This window comes from Stenotrophomonas sp. ESTM1D_MKCIP4_1 (genome assembly GCF_003086895.1).
Classification (GTDB): domain Bacteria; phylum Pseudomonadota; class Gammaproteobacteria; order Xanthomonadales; family Xanthomonadaceae; genus Stenotrophomonas.
In genome coordinates, this window is record NZ_CP026004.1 from 1,339,858 (window position 1) to 1,355,528 (window position 15,671).

At 67.5% G+C, this 15,671-nt stretch carries 14 protein-coding genes; 7 read left to right on the plus strand and 7 right to left on the minus strand.

All coding sequences use genetic code 11. From position 1 onward, the window contains the following. Positions 1-355 precede the first annotated feature (355 nt). A complete protein-coding gene (gene gltX / locus C1924_RS06235) occupies positions 356-1,759 on the plus strand; it encodes a glutamate--tRNA ligase (RefSeq protein ID WP_108764512.1) in 1,404 nt (467 codons plus the stop codon). 35 nt (positions 1,760-1,794) lie between these two features. Beyond that, a complete protein-coding gene (locus C1924_RS06240) occupies positions 1,795-2,286 on the plus strand; it encodes a Fur family transcriptional regulator (protein ID WP_108749015.1) in 492 nt (163 codons plus the stop codon). Positions 2,287-2,519: 233 nt separating this feature from the next. On the opposite strand, the gene C1924_RS06245 is transcribed toward C1924_RS06240, so the two are convergent. The 4 genes from C1924_RS06245 to C1924_RS06260 form a co-directional block, all read right to left on the minus strand. Next, positions 2,520-3,734, minus strand: coding sequence for an HlyD family secretion protein (locus tag C1924_RS06245; protein ID WP_108764513.1), 1,215 nt, complete (start codon positions 3,732-3,734; stop codon positions 2,520-2,522). Positions 3,735-3,744: 10 nt separating this feature from the next. Then, on the minus strand, positions 3,745-5,418 hold the full coding sequence (locus tag C1924_RS06250) for an MFS transporter (RefSeq protein ID WP_108764514.1): 1,674 nt from the start codon (positions 5,416-5,418) through the stop codon (positions 3,745-3,747). Then, positions 5,418-5,984: a TetR/AcrR family transcriptional regulator gene (locus tag C1924_RS06255; RefSeq protein WP_108764515.1), complete on the minus strand. Its 567-nt coding sequence runs from the start codon at positions 5,982-5,984 to the stop codon at positions 5,418-5,420. The genes C1924_RS06250 and C1924_RS06255 overlap by 1 nt, the downstream gene beginning before the upstream one ends. 287 nt (positions 5,985-6,271) lie before the next feature. Beyond that, on the minus strand, positions 6,272-8,473 hold the full coding sequence (locus C1924_RS06260) for a TonB-dependent receptor (RefSeq protein ID WP_108764516.1): 2,202 nt from the start codon (positions 8,471-8,473) through the stop codon (positions 6,272-6,274). A gap of 135 nt (positions 8,474-8,608) precedes the next feature. Here C1924_RS06260 and C1924_RS06265 point away from each other — a divergent pair, with 135 nt between their 5' ends. Together C1924_RS06265 and C1924_RS06270 are read left to right on the plus strand one after the other, a co-directional pair. Continuing rightward, entirely contained in the window at positions 8,609-9,022 is a 414-nt protein-coding gene (locus tag C1924_RS06265) for a MerC domain-containing protein (protein ID WP_108764517.1), read from the plus strand. Between the two features lie 110 nt (positions 9,023-9,132). Further along, positions 9,133-9,312, plus strand: coding sequence for a 30S ribosomal protein THX (locus tag C1924_RS06270; RefSeq protein ID WP_079221211.1), 180 nt, complete (start codon positions 9,133-9,135; stop codon positions 9,310-9,312). 112 nt (positions 9,313-9,424) lie between these two features. Here the strand turns inward: C1924_RS06270 and C1924_RS06275 are convergent, their stop codons facing one another. The 3 genes from C1924_RS06275 to C1924_RS06290 all read right to left on the minus strand — a co-directional run bounded on the left by C1924_RS06275 (position 9,425) and on the right by C1924_RS06290 (position 12,931). Next, positions 9,425-10,669 (minus strand): ectonucleotide pyrophosphatase/phosphodiesterase, encoded by a 1,245-nt coding sequence (locus C1924_RS06275; protein ID WP_108764518.1) that lies wholly within the window; start codon positions 10,667-10,669, stop codon positions 9,425-9,427. Between the two features lie 295 nt (positions 10,670-10,964). Next, entirely contained in the window at positions 10,965-11,456 is a 492-nt protein-coding gene (locus C1924_RS06285; RefSeq protein ID WP_108764520.1) for a methylated-DNA--[protein]-cysteine S-methyltransferase, read from the minus strand. Then, on the minus strand, positions 11,453-12,931 hold the full coding sequence (locus C1924_RS06290) for an AlkA N-terminal domain-containing protein (RefSeq protein WP_108764521.1): 1,479 nt from the start codon (positions 12,929-12,931) through the stop codon (positions 11,453-11,455). Before C1924_RS06290 ends, C1924_RS06285 begins: the two co-directional genes overlap by 4 nt. Positions 12,932-13,469: 538 nt before the next feature. On the opposite strand from C1924_RS06290, the gene C1924_RS06295 reads away from it, so the two are divergent. Genes C1924_RS06295 through C1924_RS06305 form a run of 3 tightly spaced genes read left to right on the plus strand, consistent with a single transcriptional unit; the run spans position 13,470 to position 15,651 of the window. Further along, positions 13,470-14,633: a hypothetical protein gene (locus C1924_RS06295; RefSeq protein WP_108764522.1), complete on the plus strand. Its 1,164-nt coding sequence runs from the start codon at positions 13,470-13,472 to the stop codon at positions 14,631-14,633. Positions 14,634-14,691: 58 nt separating this feature from the next. Further along, positions 14,692-15,249 carry a DUF4019 domain-containing protein gene (locus C1924_RS06300; protein ID WP_108764523.1) on the plus strand — a complete coding sequence of 186 codons (558 nt, stop codon included), beginning with the start codon at positions 14,692-14,694 and terminating at the stop codon, positions 15,247-15,249. A gap of 12 nt (positions 15,250-15,261) precedes the next feature. Beyond that, positions 15,262-15,651 carry an MAPEG family protein gene (locus tag C1924_RS06305; protein ID WP_108764524.1) on the plus strand — a complete coding sequence of 130 codons (390 nt, stop codon included), beginning with the start codon at positions 15,262-15,264 and terminating at the stop codon, positions 15,649-15,651. The last annotated feature ends 20 nt before the right edge of the window (positions 15,652-15,671 follow it).

The window sequence follows — 15,671 nt, forward strand, 5'->3', positions numbered from 1 at the left end:
GCACGAGTTCTCGCAGGTGTAGTAATAGCTGTTGATTTTGATTGTCGTTGATGCCTTGGACTCAGAAAGACCAAATAGTCCAGCTATGACCAATGCTGCACTAACGCACATCGCTCTGATTGGGCCAGCTTTCAGAGAGAATCGATCAATTAATCCCTTGTCCTGCACTTTGGTTGTACGCGGCTGAGAGGTGGCGCCTGGTGCGGTGACTGAATGGATCACGTGGAGACTTCCTTGCTTTCTTGAAGGATGTTCAGGTTTCGTTCGGGTGACGGGGCTGGCTATGAGGGAAGTTGCAATTTCAGCGGCAGGGAATCCGGTAAAATCGTGCCGATTCCCGTTCCCCGAGCCCTCCATGATCTGCCGCACCCGCTTCGCCCCCAGCCCCACCGGTTACCTGCACATCGGCGGTGCCCGCACCGCGCTGTACTGCTGGCTGGAAGCCCGCCACCGCGGCGGCGAGTTCGTGCTGCGCATCGAGGACACCGACCGTGAACGCAGCACCCAGGGCGCGATCGACGCCATCCTGGAGGCGATGGACTGGCTGGGCCTGGACTACGACGTCGGCCCGATCTACCAGACCGACCGCGTCGCCCGGTACCTGGAAGTGGCCGAGCAGCTGGTGGCCGACGGCAAGGCGTACTACGCCTACGAAACCCGCGAAGAGCTGGACGCCATGCGCGAGGCCGCCATGGCCAAGCAGGAAAAGCCGCGCTACAACGGCGCCGCGCGCGAGCTGGGCCTGCCGCGCAAGGATGACCCGAACCGCGTCATCCGCTTCAAGAACCCGCTGGACGGCACCGTGGTGTTCGAGGACCTGATCAAGGGCCGCATCGAGATCGCCAACAGCGAGCTGGATGACATGGTGATCTTCCGCCCGGACGGCTACCCCACCTACAACTTCGCGGTGGTGGTGGACGACTGGGACATGGGCATCACCGAAGTCATCCGCGGCGACGACCACATCAACAACACCCCGCGCCAGATCAACCTGTACGAGGGCATCGGTGCCCCCGTGCCGAAGTTCGGCCACATGCCGATGATCCTGGACGAGCAGGGCGCCAAGCTGTCCAAGCGGACCGGTGCGGCCGACGTGATGCAGTACAAGGATGCCGGCTACCTGCCCGACGCGCTGCTGAGCTACTTGGCCCGCCTGGGCTGGTCGCACGGTGACCAGGAGCTGTTCAGCCGCCAGGAACTGATCGACCTGTTCGACGTGACGAACTGCAATTCCAAGGCCTCGCGCCTGGACATGGCCAAGCTGGGCTGGGTCAACCAGCACTTCCTGAAGACCGAGGACCCGGCCAGCATCGTGCCGCATCTGGTCTACCAGCTGGAAAAGCTGGGCCTGGACGTGGCCGCCGGCCCGGCCCCGGTGGATGTGGTGCTGGCCCTGCGTGAGCGCGTGCAGACCCTGAAGGAAATGGCCGAGAAGGCCGTGGTCTGGTACCAGCCGCTGACCGAGTACGACGAGGCGGCCGTGGCCAAGCACTTCAAGGCGGGCGCCGAGCTGCCGCTGGGCAAGGCCCGCGAACTGCTGGCGGCCCTGCCGGAATGGACCGCCGAGGCCGTCGGCGTGGCCCTGCACGACACCGCTGCGGCCCTGGAAATGGGCATGGGCAAGGTCGCCCAGCCGCTGCGCGTGGCCATCACCGGCACCCAGGTCAGTCCTGACATTTCCCATACCGTGTACCTGGCCGGCCGCGAACAGGCCTTGAAACGCATCGATGTGGCCATCACCAAGGTAGCAACGGCCTGAGCCCTGCCGCCCAGACCTGAACCGGAGAAACGCGCATGCCCGCCAAACCAGCTTCTGCCTGTACCGCCCCGCACCACCACGTCCATGACGCATCGGATTTCGTGGCGGTGGTCGAGCGTGTCTCGCGCGAGCGCGGGCTGCGCCTGACCCCGATCCGCGCAAACGTGCTGAAGCTGATCGCCGAGGCCGGCAAGCCGGTCAAGGCCTATGAGCTGCTGGAGTGGGTGCGCAGCGGCAAGGGCGTGGGTGCTGATGCCCCGCCCACCGTGTACCGGGCGCTGGACTTCCTGATGGCCAATGGCTTCGTGCACAAGCTGGAATCGGTGAATGCCTTCGTGGCCTGCCACCATCCCAGCAGCGCGGCGCACTCGGTGCCGTTCCTGATCTGCAACAGCTGCCACAGTGCGGTGGAACTGGAAGACCGCGAAATCGTCACCCAGCTGGAAAAGCGTGCCAAGGAGCTGGGTTTCCAGCCGCAGGCACAGACCCTGGAAGTGCACGGCCTCTGCGCGCGCTGCGCCGGGTAAGGAATCTGACCCCGACTCACAGAGATCCGGACCGGTTGACGGCGGGGTAGAGTCGACCGTTGGTCGACTGTCGCGCGAAGCGCGGCGTTTTCCCGGCCGGGTAGAGTCGACCGTTGGTCGACTGCCGCGCGAAGCGCGGCGTTTTCCCGGCCTGGTAGAGTCGACCGTTGGTCGACTGTCGCGCGAAGCGCGGCGTTTTCCCGGCCTGGAGAGCAGTCGACTAACAGTCGACTCTACCGTTCCGTTTCCGTTTCCGTTTCCGTTCCCGTTCCCGTTTCCGGTCCGGATTCCCGTTTCGGCTCCGCCGCCGTATCCACCCGCGCGATCACCGACATGCCCGGCCGCAGCCGGGCGGCCAGTTCCTGCCCGGGGTCGATCGAGATCCGGATCGGCAACCGCTGCACGACCTTGGTGAAGTTGCCGCTGGCATTGTCCGGGCGCAGCACGCTGAATTCCGAACCGGTGGCCGGGGCGATCTGTTCCACATGGCCGTGCAGCACCTGGCCGCGGAACGCATCCACCGCGAACGTGGCCGGTTGCCCGATGCGCATCTGCCAGGTCTGGCCCTCCTTGAAATTGGCCACCACCCACAGCGCCTCCGGCACCAGGAACAGCAGCTGCGAGCCGGCCGCCACGTACTGGCCCACGCGCACGCTGGCTTCGCTGATCTGCCCATCGCTCGGCGCATGGATGACCGTATTGGCCAGGTCGATCCGTGCCAGCTCCAGCTGCGCCTCCGCGCTTTCCACCTGTGCCTCCAGGCTCTTGCGTGCCACCTGGGTCGATACCAGGGTTTCCTCGGCAATGCGGATCTGCGCCTGCGACTGCAGCACGCTGGCCTGTGCCGATGCCTGGGACGTGCGGAACTTGTCGCGGTCGTTCACCGAGACCAGCTGCTGCGCGGCCAACGCTTCATAGCGCTTGGCTTCGTTGCGCGAGCGCTGCAGCTCGGCTTGGCCCGACGACAGCGTGGCGCGTGCCGCAGCGATCTGTGCGCGGTTCTGTGCCTGTGACTGGTCCGAGTTGGCCAGTGCCGCGCGGGCGCTGTCCAGCGTTGCTTCGGCCTGGGCCACCTTCTGCGCATAGATGCGGTCGTCGATGCGCAGCAACGGCTCACCCTTCTTCACGTGCTGGAAATCCTTCACCAGCACATCGGTGACATAGCCGGCCACCTGCGGCGCCATCACGGTGATCTGCCCGCGCACGTAGGCGTTGTCGGTCACCATCACGCTGCTGGTGAAGGGCCACAGATGCCACGCACGCAGGATCAACGCGATGCCCAGCAGTGCCACCACCACCATCACCACCACGCTGCGCGCACTGGGTCTGAGGTACTTCGGTGCCGCCGCGGGTGCGCTGGGCGTGGCCGCGGGCGCTGCGTCGGTCGGCGTCGGCGGGCTGACGTTGTCGGGGGCATCGCTGTCGGTGCGGGGCGGAAGCGGTGACATGGCGGCAGACTCAGTGGGGCGGGGCGGCACTGGCCGCATACGGTGGGGAAGGATGGCGCTTGTGCCACTGCTTGAGCACGGCGGTACGCAGCGAAAGCAGCAGCAGCCAGCACAGGAAGCCGATCGCCAGCCAGCCGCTCAGGGTGAACACATCATTGAAGCCACGCACGTTCGCTTCGCGGCGCGCGGTCTGTGCCAGCTGCGCGGTGCCCTGTGCGCTGCGCAGCACCGGGTCGGTGATCTGCGCGGCATAGATCTGCTGCTGGATGCGCAGGCGCTGCGCGACCACCGGGTCGGCCGGGTCGAGCTGGCTGGTGATGGCGCTGGAATACAGCTGCTCGCGATGCAGCTGGAAGGTGCCCAGCACGGCCGATCCGGCCAGGCCGCCCAGGGTCTGGGTGATCGACAGGGTGACCAGGAAGGTGATCATGTGGTCCACGCCCTGTTTCAGTGCAGCGGAAATGCCGAGCATGATCAGCGGGCCCATGAACATGCCGGCGCCAACCGAGGCCAGGAACTGGCTGAGATAGAAATCGTGCGGCCGGTCCAGGCTGGTGCGGTTCTGGTCGAAGAATGCGGCGGTGCCCAGCAGCAGGATGGCCATCAGCAGCTGCGCGATCAGCCGCTTCGGCCCGAAGGTGAGCGAGGCACCGGCGATGCCGACGATCACCCCCGCCAGGATTACCATGAACAGCGGGCGCATCTGGTCCGGGCCCATGCCCAGCGTACGCATCAGATTGACCACGCCGTAGGACTGTTCGGTGGTCAGGAAGCGCAGCAGGAAGGCGCCGACGATGAAGTGCAGCACCGGCAGCGTCGACAGCCAGCGGATCTGCAGTAGCGGGTTGCGCCGGTAGTGTTCGATGACGAGCGCGGTGGTGGTTAGTGCGATCGAAGCCACCAGCGACCAGCCCAGCCACGGCGTGTTCACCCACCAGCGCGTGTAGCCCTGCGCCAGCACCACCACCAGCAGTGCCACGGCGGGCGCAAGCAGGACGAAGGTGAGGAAATCCAGCGGCTCGAAGGCCTTGATCTGCACGCCGGGCGGCAGCTTCAGCACCACCACGGCAGCGAAGGCACACAGGGCCAGGCCCGCCTCGAATGAGTACAGCTGATGCCATTGGCCAGTGTCGACCAGCGCCGGTGAGACGATCCAGGCGATGGGAACCGCCAGCTGCGAAAGGCCGACGCCGACCACCAGCAGATTGCCGGTGAAGCGCCGCGGCAGGGCCTGCAGCATGTACAGCGTGCCCAGCGTCGAGCACGCCGCGCCGGCAAAACCGCTGGCGGCGCGGGTCAGCAGGGTGGTCTCGAAACTGCCGACGAACAGGTGCAGCACGGCCAGTGCCGCGTACAGGCCCAGGCCGATCTCGGCGAACAGGCGGATGCCGTATTGCTGGCGGAACTTGAAGGCCAGCAGGTTGGCCGTGACATTCACCATTGCGTAGGCGGCCACCAGCCAGCTGCCCTGGGTGGGCGTGAGCGCCAGCTGGCCCTGCAGGAACGGCAGGTTGGCGGTGACCAGTGCATTGCCCAGGCCGCCGGTGATGGCCACCAGCAGCGAGACCAGCGCGTAGGCCACGCGCCGACGGGGTGGGTGCCAGGGCATCGAGGCCGAGCCCGGCATGGTCGGCTTCTCGTGTTCCTCCCAATCCGGGATCGGCTTGAGATACGGCTGGACCATCAGCGCCCCTGGTTGGCTGCTCCCTGGAGGCCGCCGCGCAGAAGCTGCAGGGCGCGCCCGGCGAGCTGGGCACGCTCTTCGCGGGTCTTGCCGCGCAGGGCCGCACCCAGCATGCCCGAGATGAGTGAAATATCCGTCTTTTCCAGGTCGGGCCGGCACAGGCCGGCGGCCTTGGCGCGGGCGATCGGCGCTTCCAGCAGGTCGCGCACGGTCTCGCGCGCGATGCGCATGGCGGGCACGTCCGAGTCGACCGCGCGCCAGTAGTCGGCCAGCGCCGGCGAATCGATGATGCGCTGGGCCATGCCCTCGAAGACCTCGAACAGGGCGTCGTCGCGGTCGCCCAGCTGTTCGACCTGGCGGCGGATGCGGTCGACGGTCCGCTGCAGCAGCGCCTGGATCAGCGCGGTGCGGTCTGGGAAATTGCGGTACAGCGTCGCACGGCCCACCTGGGCGCGTTCAACCACCAGGTCCAGGGGCGCGGTGACGCCGTGTTGGCCGAACACATGGTCGGCGGCATCGAGGATGAGGGCACGGCGGGCAGCAGCATCGGCACGTTGGGTGGTCATGGCTTCATTGTCGGACAAAAGTGTCCGTTTGGCGAGACGTTGAGTGACGGGAATGTCCGTTTGTTGCTGTACGCACCTCTTTGTAAATGCGGCGTGAAGATGCGCCCGTGAGAGCGTGCGCAAAAAAACGGGGGCCATCAGGCCCCCGGGAGAGAACGGCGATGAACGTCGCCAGGAAATGGTGCCTGGGGTCAGAGCCCTTTCCTGCGGAAAGGGATCCGACCCCACGGGCGGATCGGGGTCAGCCCCCTTTCCGAAGGAAAGGGCTCTGACCCCTCAAGGACCGATCAGAAGTACGCGCGGATGCCGAAGGCGACACCACGACCCGGCAACGGCGAGTAGTCACGCAGCAGCGAGGTGTGCGGACGCACTTCGCGGTTGGTCAGGTTGCTGCCATCCAGGAAGACCTCGTAGCTGTTGCTGTCGCTGCGGTCCCAGCGGTACGCGAAGTGCGCATCGACCAGGGTGTAGCCGTCGCTGGCTTCCTCGTTCTGCGCCACGTCCTTCTGCCTGCTGTAACGCACCGCACCCACCGAGGCGCGCCAGCCATCCTTCGCCCAGCGCAGGTCGGCACCGACGCGCGCCGGGGCGATGCGCGGCAGGTAGCCGGTGTTGGCCAGTTCCACGCTGTAGTTGTGGTTGTGGTCACCGTGCGGCACGGCAATGTCCAGCGTACGGCTGCCGTTGCCATCCAGCTTGGCCTGCACGTAGTCGCCGAACAGGCGCAGATCCCAGTCACCGGCACCGCCCTCGAACAGGTGCACCAGCGCCTCGGCTTCGGCACCCTTGAACACCGCGTCCTGCTGCGTCCAGGTGCGCACCGGCAGGCTTTCGGTGAGGCCAGTGTCGGCCAGATAGATGAAGTCCTTGAACTTCGTCTGGTAGATCGCGGCCGAGAAGTCCAGGCGCTCGCTGTGGGTGTGGATGCCCAGTTCGACACGCTGGCCGCGCTCGGTCTTCAGGTCGGCATCGCCGATTTCCAGCGAACGGGTGGCGATGTGCGCGCCTGCGGCATACAGCTCTTCATTGGTCGGCGCGCGCTCGGAGCTGTCCACGCCGATGCGCAGGTCGACGGCGTCGTTGAGCTTCCAGATGCCGGCGGCGGACAGGTTGGTGGCGTCGAACTTGCGGCGGCGGTAATCGCCGGTCGGGTCCAGCTTGACCTGGTCGTGGCGGCCGCCCAGTTCCAGCTTGAACGGGCCGAACTGCTTTTCCTGCAGCACGAACAGGCCGGCGTTCTTCGTGTTGGTGTTCGGCACGAACGCTTCCTCGCCGATGGCACCGAAATCGCTGTTGCCGAACTGCACGCCGAAGGCGCCGTCCCAGCCGCCGATCTGCTGCTGCACCGCTTCCAGGCGGGTCTCGATGCCGCGGTTGGTGAAGCGGGTGGACGGCGTGCCGGCTTCCAGCTCCACGTGCTCATAATCGGTGTAGGCCACGCGCGCGTTGACGTTCTTCAGGAACGACACCGGGTTGTAGATGCCGGCCTTGGTCTCGAAACGGTTCTGCACCATGTCGATGCGGACGTCATGCTCGTCGCCTTCCTCCTCCTCATCGCCATGGTCGTGGTCATGGTCGTGGTCATCGCCTTCGGCATGCACGTGGGCGCCGTTGGGAATGCCGTAGTTGGTGCGGTAAGTGCTGGCCGATACACCGAAGTAGCCACCTTCGCCCAGCCACGTGGCACCCACACCACCGGCGCGGGTGCGGATGGAACTGTTGTCCAGGCGGCCACGGCGCGGCTCATCACCTTCCTCGCCCGCGTGGTCGTGGTCGTGGTCTTCGTGGTGGTCTTCCAGGCTGTCGATCACTGCGTAGCCGGGGATGCGGTAGTCATCGCCGTTGCGCACCAGGCCGTCGACGTGCAGCACGACGTTGCCGCTGACGCCGTCGAGGCGGAACATGCCGCTGCGCTCGTCGTTGACCGAGTTGCCACGCACTTCGGCGCGGCCGCTGAGCGGACGGTCCGGCAGTTCGCGGGCAATGCGGCCATCGACTACGTTCACCGCGCCGCCGATGGCGCCGCTGCCGAACAGCAGGGTGGCCGGGCCCTTCAGCACTTCGATCTGGTCGGCCAGGAACGGCTCGATGCTGGTGGCGTGGTCAGCGCTGACGGTGGAGGCATCCATGTTGCCCATGCCGTTGGACAGCACGGCCACGCGCGGGCCTTCCTGGCCGCGGATGATCGGGCGGCCGACGCCGGGGCCGAAGAAGGTGCTCTGCACGCCGGGCAGCTTGGCCACGGTATCGCCCAGGGTGCCGGCCTTCTGCTCGTCCAGGCGCTCGCCGGCCAGCACGTCCACCGGGCGGGCCAGCGACTCGGCATCGCCCTGCAGCGGCGAGGCGGTGACCTGCACCGACGACAGCTCGGTCAGGTGGCGGTCACGATGGGTGTCCGGGTCGGCGGCGGCAAAGGCGGCCGACGGCAGCAGGGCGGCCAGGGCCAGGGCCAGCGAATGTGGCTTGAAACGAGGGGCGTGAGAGGGCATCCGGTGCTTCCTTTGTTACATTGTATCAATCGGGTGGCGCACGTATCCCGTCGTGGGACAGGGGGAGGGAAACCGTGCGGGTCGGGGATGGATGTTATATTATTCCATAACGATTCGCCGACCCTGCTGGAAGTCATGTCCCCGTCCTCCTCCTTCCGCCGCCTGCTCGACCGCTTTGGCGCCACCGGTTCGATGCTGTGCGCCGTGCACTGCGCGGTCATTCCGGTTCTGCTGGCGATCGCCCCCTCGCTGGGCCTGTCGTTCTGGCTGAGTGACGGGGTGGAGATGACCCTGGTGGTGTTCGTGACCCTGCTCGGCCTGTTCAGCCTGGTCATGGGCTACCGCCGCCATGGCGCCCTGCGCGCGCTGGCCTTCCTGCTGCCGGGCCTGGTGGCGCTCTGGGCGGGCGTGCTGGTCGACGCGCTGCACCACAATGCCGTACCGCATGCCGTGGTGATGACGCTGGGCGGCCTGCTGGTGGGCGTGGCCCACCTGGTCAACCTGCGCCTCAACCACGTCCACGTCCACGACGCCAGCTGCGCGCACTAGGTACGTCGTGATAGGCTTTCTGATCGTGCGCGGGGGCGCCCAGCAAGGCGGCCCCGCCGAACCCGTGTCAGTACGGGGTAACCAGATTTCACATTTGAGGAGTTGAAGACATGGGTAAGGGTGACCGCAAGACCGCCAAGGGCAAGCGCTACAACGCCAGCTACGGCAACGCCCGTTCGCACACCGCGAGCAAGGTCGCTGTAGGCGCCGGTGCCCCGGTTGCCAAGAAGACCGTGGCCAAGGCTCCGGCCAAGAAGGCCGTGGCGAAGAAGGCTGCTGCCAAGGCCTGATCCGGCCGGGCAGTGAGTCCAAGAAAAAACGCGGCGCCTGGCGCCGCGTTTTTTTGTGCCTGGCCTTCGTGCCGCTGCGCTCGCCGGGCCATGCCCGGCGGCGGTTGCGGGATCAACGCAACGTCTTCTGCAGCGTTTCGGCGTTGCCGTCATTCGGCGCGGCAGGCACCTGAAGCAGTTCCGCCAGCAGCGGATACACATCCACGTTGTCGAAGCCATCGATCACCAGCCCCTGCCGGAACGACGGGCCGCGCGCGACGAACACGGCGCGCATCGAGGGCAGGGCGTTGTCGTAACCGTGCGAGCCCCGTTCCTGGTGGTCGCGCTTGGCGATGCGCTCGGCATGCAGCGCGTCCCAGCCCTCATCCATCTGGCAGACGATGGGCGGTACGCGCGGGTGCGAGCCGTAGTGCCAGCGCGCCGGCAGCGATTCCTTCTTCCAGCATTCGTAATGGGCGTGGCGGCCGAGCAGGGCGCGCTCGGCCTGTGCCTCGCGGCCGGCCACCGGCGCGAAACCGACCGACTGCCCCTGGCTGATGTTGCGCGCGATGGACGGGTCTGCCATCGACTCAACGGACAGCACCTGGCCTTCGGCCACACCGGCCATGCCGTGGTCGGACACCACGATGACGTTGGTGGTGGCCGCCAGCCCGCCTGCGTCCAGGCCATCGAGCACCTGGCCGATGATCTGGTCGGCCTGCACGATCGCATCGCGGTACTGGCTCGAATCCGGGCCGTAGCTGTGGCCGGCCTTGTCCACGTTTTCCATGTACAGGGTGGTCAGCCGCGGCGCATCGGCATCGGTCTGCGCCAGCCATTCCAGCACGGTGCGCGCGCGCTGCTGCAGCGGTTCCTTGCTGTCATACACCTGCCACTGGCTGGGGCGGGTGCCATCGATCTCGGCCTCGCTGCCCGGCCACGAGGTGGTCGCGGTGCGCACGCCCACTTTCTCGGCGCCGACCCAGATCGGTTCACCGCCCCACCAGGCACTGTGGGTCACCGCATCGCGGTCGCCCAGGCTGAAGCGGCCCAGCTGCGGGTCCTGCATGCTGTTGTTGACGATGCCGTGGTGGTCCGGGCGCAGGCCGGTGACGATGGTGTAGTGGTTGGGGAAAGTGAGCGAGGGATAGGATGGGGTCATCCAGCGCGCGCGCACGCCACCGTCGATGATGCGCTGCAGGTTCGGCGTCAGGCCGCGATCCAGTGCATCGGCGCGCAGGCCGTCGATGGAGATCAGCAGCAGCTTCGGTGGCGGCACGTCGGCGCGCGCAACCGGCGCGGACGAAGGAGGCGTGGTCGTGCAGGCCACCAGGGGCAGCAGCAACGCCAGCGAACAGGTCAGGCGTACGGAAGTCATCCCGTCATCATAAGCCGCAGCAATGACGTGCCCAAGACACGGCGTGCTGTCGCACGCCGTGTCCGCGCATTTTTCCTTATCCCTGCGCCCTCGGCGCGCCCCCTTCAACAAGAAGGGGGCTCCTCACCAGAGACACTCCGCAACCCGATCCAGCGTGTCGACCAAGGTCGACACCTACCAACAGCCGCGGGAACCCGCCAACCCACGGATAGCCCGCTGTTGCTGTTGCTGTTGCCGGCCAGCGGCCGGCACTAGCGCGGGTGCAGGGCGCAGCCCTGCCGGCAAACCCCAACCCTTACACGAACAACGGTGCGTGCCGCTGCTCCAGCCGCAGCAGGGCCGCCTTGGTTTCCAGGCCGCCGCCGAAGCCGGTGAGCGTGCCATTGCTGCCGATAACGCGGTGGCAGGGCAGCACGATCGGCAGCGGATTACGGCCGTTGGCCGCGCCCACCGCACGGGTGGCCGTCGGCTGCCCCAGGTGCTGCGCCAGTTGCAGGTAGCTCCAGGTCTGCCCGAAGGGAATCAGCGCGAGCGCATGCCACACCCGCAACTGGAACGGCGTCCCCTGTGGCGCCAACACCAGATCGAAGGTGCTGCGCTCGCCGTGCAGGTACTGCAGCAGCTGTTCGCGCGCTTCCGGCAACGCACCGGGCGCGTACTGCCAGTCGCCGCGGCCACGTGCGGGGTGGCGGTTCTCGGGGAACAACACATGGGCCAGGCCCTGTGCGTTGCCGGCGATGGTCAGCTCGCCGATCGGGCTGTCGAAACGATCAAACAACAGGGTCATGTCGGTTCTCCCACAAACGTACCGGACAGGTGCCACAGGTGCAGCACGGCATAGGCGCGCCACGGGCGCCACGATTGCGAGCGTGCCTCGGTGGCGCGTTCGCTCAGGCGCTGGCCCTGCGCGTGTCCCAGCACCTGTTGCAGTACCAGGTCACCGGCAGGGAAGGCGTCGGGTTGGCCCAGGCCACGCAGGGCGATGTACTGCGCTGTCCACGGGCCGATGCCGGGCAGCGCCACGCACCGTGCGACGAAATCCTCCAGCGCCTGGCCGGGGCCGAAGTCCAGCGCGCCACTGGCACATGCTGCCGCCAGCGCACGCACCGTGGCAGCACGCGTGCGTGGCAGGCCGATGGATTCCAGCGGTGCTTCGGCCAGCACGTCCGGCGCTGGGAACTGGCGATCGAATTCGGCCGGCATGTCGGGCAGGTGCGCGCCCCACGCATCGACCAGGCGGCGGGCGAAGGTGGTGGCGGCGGCCACACTGACCTGCTGGCCCAGCACTGCGCGCACCGCAACTTCAAAGCCATCCCATCCACCCGGCACCCGCAGGCCCGGGCGCTCGGCGATGCCGCGCGCCAGCAGTGGTTCCTCCGCCAGGGCGGCGTGTACCTGCTGCAGATCTGCATCGAGGTCGAACACCCGGCGCACGCGGCGCACGATGTCCGGAATCATCCGGGGATCGACGGCACTCAGCTGCAGGCGCAGTTCCGGCCGCTTCGGGTCGGCGGTCACCCGCAGCAGGGTAGGGCGCTCGGGCGTGCCGAGCACACGCTGGTAGCTGTCCTCATCGATCCGTTCGATGCCCGGCAGGCTGCGCTTGCGCAGGAAGGCCAGCATGCGCGGGAAATCCAGCGGTGGGCGGTAGCCCAGGCGCAGTACCAGGCTGCCATCGCCGGCGGCCGACGGGGCGTGCTGGCGGCGCAGCGCGGTGGGTGCCATGCCGCACCCCTGAAGGAACGCGGTGTTGAAGCGGCGCAGGCTGTTGTAGCCGGCCGCGAGGGCGACATCGGTCACCGGCAGTGTGGTTTCGGTCAGCAGTTGCTTGGCCAGCAGCAGGCGGTGGGTGGCGTGGATCTGCCCGGGCGTGGCGCCCAGGTGTTCGACGAACAGGCGTTGCAGCTGGCGTGCGCTCACGCCCAGTTTCCCGGCAAGGTCGGCCATCGCCTGGTCCTGCAGGAAGCCGGCATGGATGAGGGCGAGGGCGCGCTGCACGGTCTGCCCGGCCAGCGCCTGTTGCGCCCGCGGCGCCAGTTCCGGGCGACAGCGCAGGCAGGGCCGGTAGCCGGCGGCGGCGGCAGCGGCGGCGGAGGGGTAATAGGTGATGTTGCGCGGCTTGGGCGGTGGTGCGGGGCAGACCGGGCGGCAGTAGATGCCGGTACTGCGCACGGCGGTGAAGAACACGCCATCGAAGCGGGCATCGCGGGCCAGGCGGGCGCGGTCGCAGGCGGCGTGGTCGAGGGCGGGGGCGGTATCCATGCCGCCAGTCTAGGCCGGCGCGTGCGGGGATACTCGCCGGATTCGGACATGGATGTTGGTTGGGGGGTACTGGCAGGGCCTGCAGCCCTGCACCCGCAAAGGCAACGTCAACGTCAAAAGCCTGGACTCCGTGGGATGGCGGGGTAGGTCCGGTGGCAGGCGACGCCGCAAGTACGTCCCTGTAGGCTCGGTCGCGCCATCCATGGCGCTCACGCCCCTGCCACCGGACCCACCCCGCCTTCGACAGTTCTCTGCCATCTGCCGGAACAGCCCTCGGGGTCGGATCCATTTTCTGCAGGAAAACGGCTCTGTGGGAATTGCGCTGCGCTCTGGTAGGTGTCGACCTTGGTCGACACGCTGTTGTTCCGCCGTTGGTGGGTGCCGACCGTTGGTCGGCACGCTGTCGTTCCGCCGTTGGTAGGTGCCGACCGTTGGTCGGCACGCTTCCCCAGGTCAGAAGGGGTTCAGTAGCGCGCGCTGAATGCGCGGTGCGGGCGGGTAGACTGGGGGCCTTGTTCCCGCGAAGACCGGTTGCCCGATGTCCGTCAGATTCCGCTGGTTGCCCCTGTTGTGCCTGGCCCTGGCGGGCTGCAGCAAGCTGGAGAACCCGGGCAACGTCACCGCTGCCGACAAGGCGACGCGGGCGCCGGCCAGCGATGGCGAGAACATGGTGTCCATCAATGCGGCCGATGCACCGCCGCCGCCGGTGGCGCCGCCGCGCAGCCGCGCCGACCGGCCGTGGCCGCAGGCGCAGCTGGAAAACGGCCGGGCGTGGGTCAGCTGTGGCACCGACTACGCCGCCGAGGGGGGCGATGGCATCGAACTGGAAGGGCTGCAGCGCGGGCAGATCGAGCAGGCCCTGCAGCCCTGCGCCGAGCGCGGGCTGCTGCGCGTGCGCTACCAGGGCAAGATCAACCCCGGTTTCGCCGAGATGATGTGGCGGCTGGCGGTGGTGGCCGACGCGCAGAAGATCCACAAGCGCATTCTGGATCTGGATTCCAGTGGCGGCCAGGTCGAATCGGCAATCGTGGCCGGTGACAGTATCGGTGAGTCCGGCTGGACCATCTGGGTGCGTGAAGGCTCCATCTGCCACAGCGCCTGCGTGTTCGTGCTGGCGGCCGGTGACAACCGCCTGCTGTCGGGCAAGGTCGGCATCCACCGGATGATGCGCATCAGTTCCAAGGCCACCTCGCGCGCCGAGCTCAACCGCGAACTGCACGAGGTCTACGACAACGTGAAGGATTACCTGCAGCGCAACGGCGTGGCGGTGGGCGTGGCCGATCTGATGATGACCGTGCCCAACCGCAGCCTGCGCCTGCTCACGCCCGACGAGCTGCGCCAGTTCGGCCTGGATGGAACCAACGCGGTGCAGGACGACCTGGAGCGGATCAAGCAGATGCGTGCCTGTGGCGACGATTTCGTGCAGCGCAAGGATGCCTTCCTGGTGGCCTTCGACCAGCAGTGCAAGCGCGAAGGCGCGGACATGGAGTCCATCAACAGTTGCGGGCAGGCGTTGAAGCAGCGCTTCGGCTTCCCCGATGAGGTATGCCCGGAAGAGAGCCCGCTGTCGGAAATCGATGTGGCGACTCTGCCGCCTGCGCCGCCGGAGAAGCCGCCGGTGGCCGAACAGCTGCCAGCCGAAGGCCCCGCACCTGCCGTGCAGGCCGACGGCGCTGCGGAAGCCAGTGCGCCTGCACGCTGACGGGGTACTCACCGCGCTGCAGTAGACTGCGGGCCTTACCCTTGAATCGGCGGTGTCCATGAAGCGCGCGCGTTTGCCGAAGTTCCTGCTGTTGTCCCTGCTGCCTTTGACCGCGATGGCGCAGGTGCCTGCACCGGCCACCCCCGCACCCGCCCCGGCACGCCCGGTGCCGGCCAGTGCCGCGGCGGCCAAGCCGGCCACGGCCGCCGCGCCGGTCCTCACCGCTGCGCAGCAGGCGCAGGTGCAGAAGCAGGATGCGGACATGAGCGCTGCCGCGCTGATGGCTGCGCAACTGGTGGACAGCAACCGTGCCGGTGAGTTGTGGGACGGCGCCTCGGCCGTGGCCCGCCGGGCGGTGCCCAAGGCGGCGTTCGTCAGCCAGCTCGCCGCCGACCGCACGCGCCTGGGCACGATGAACGGACGTGGCCAGCCCACCATTACCCGGGTCAAGTACGCCGCCGGCGCCGCCGTGCCCGAAGGGCTGTACATCAACGTCAGCTTCCCGACCCGGTTCGCCAACAGCGCACAGCCGGTGCGAGAACTGGTGTCGTTCCGTTTCGATGAAGACCAGACCTGGCGCCTGGCCGGTTACAGCCTGCGCGCCTCGGCTCCCTGACGGAGAACACCGATGGCCACTGAACTGACCATGCTGGCCTGGGCGATGCTGCTGGGCTTCGTGCATATCTTCGCCGCGTCCACCGTGGTCACCCGCGAGCGCGGGCTGAAGTGGAATGCCTCCGCACGCGATGCGCCCGACGTACCCCTGAGCCCGCTGGCGGGAAGGTTGAAGCGTGCGCAGGCCAACTTCTTCGAGACGTTCCCGTTCTTCGCCGCCGCCGCGATCGCGGTGGTGGTGGCCGGGCGCGCCACGGACCACACGGCGTTGGCCGCGCAGGTCTATTTCTGGGCGCGGGTGATCTACCTGCCGCTGTACGCGGCAGGCGTGCCTTACGTGCGCAGCCTGGTGTGGCTGGCCTCGATCATGGCGGTGCTCACGCTGGTGATCGCGCTGCTGTGAAGCACGTGGGCGGGTGATCC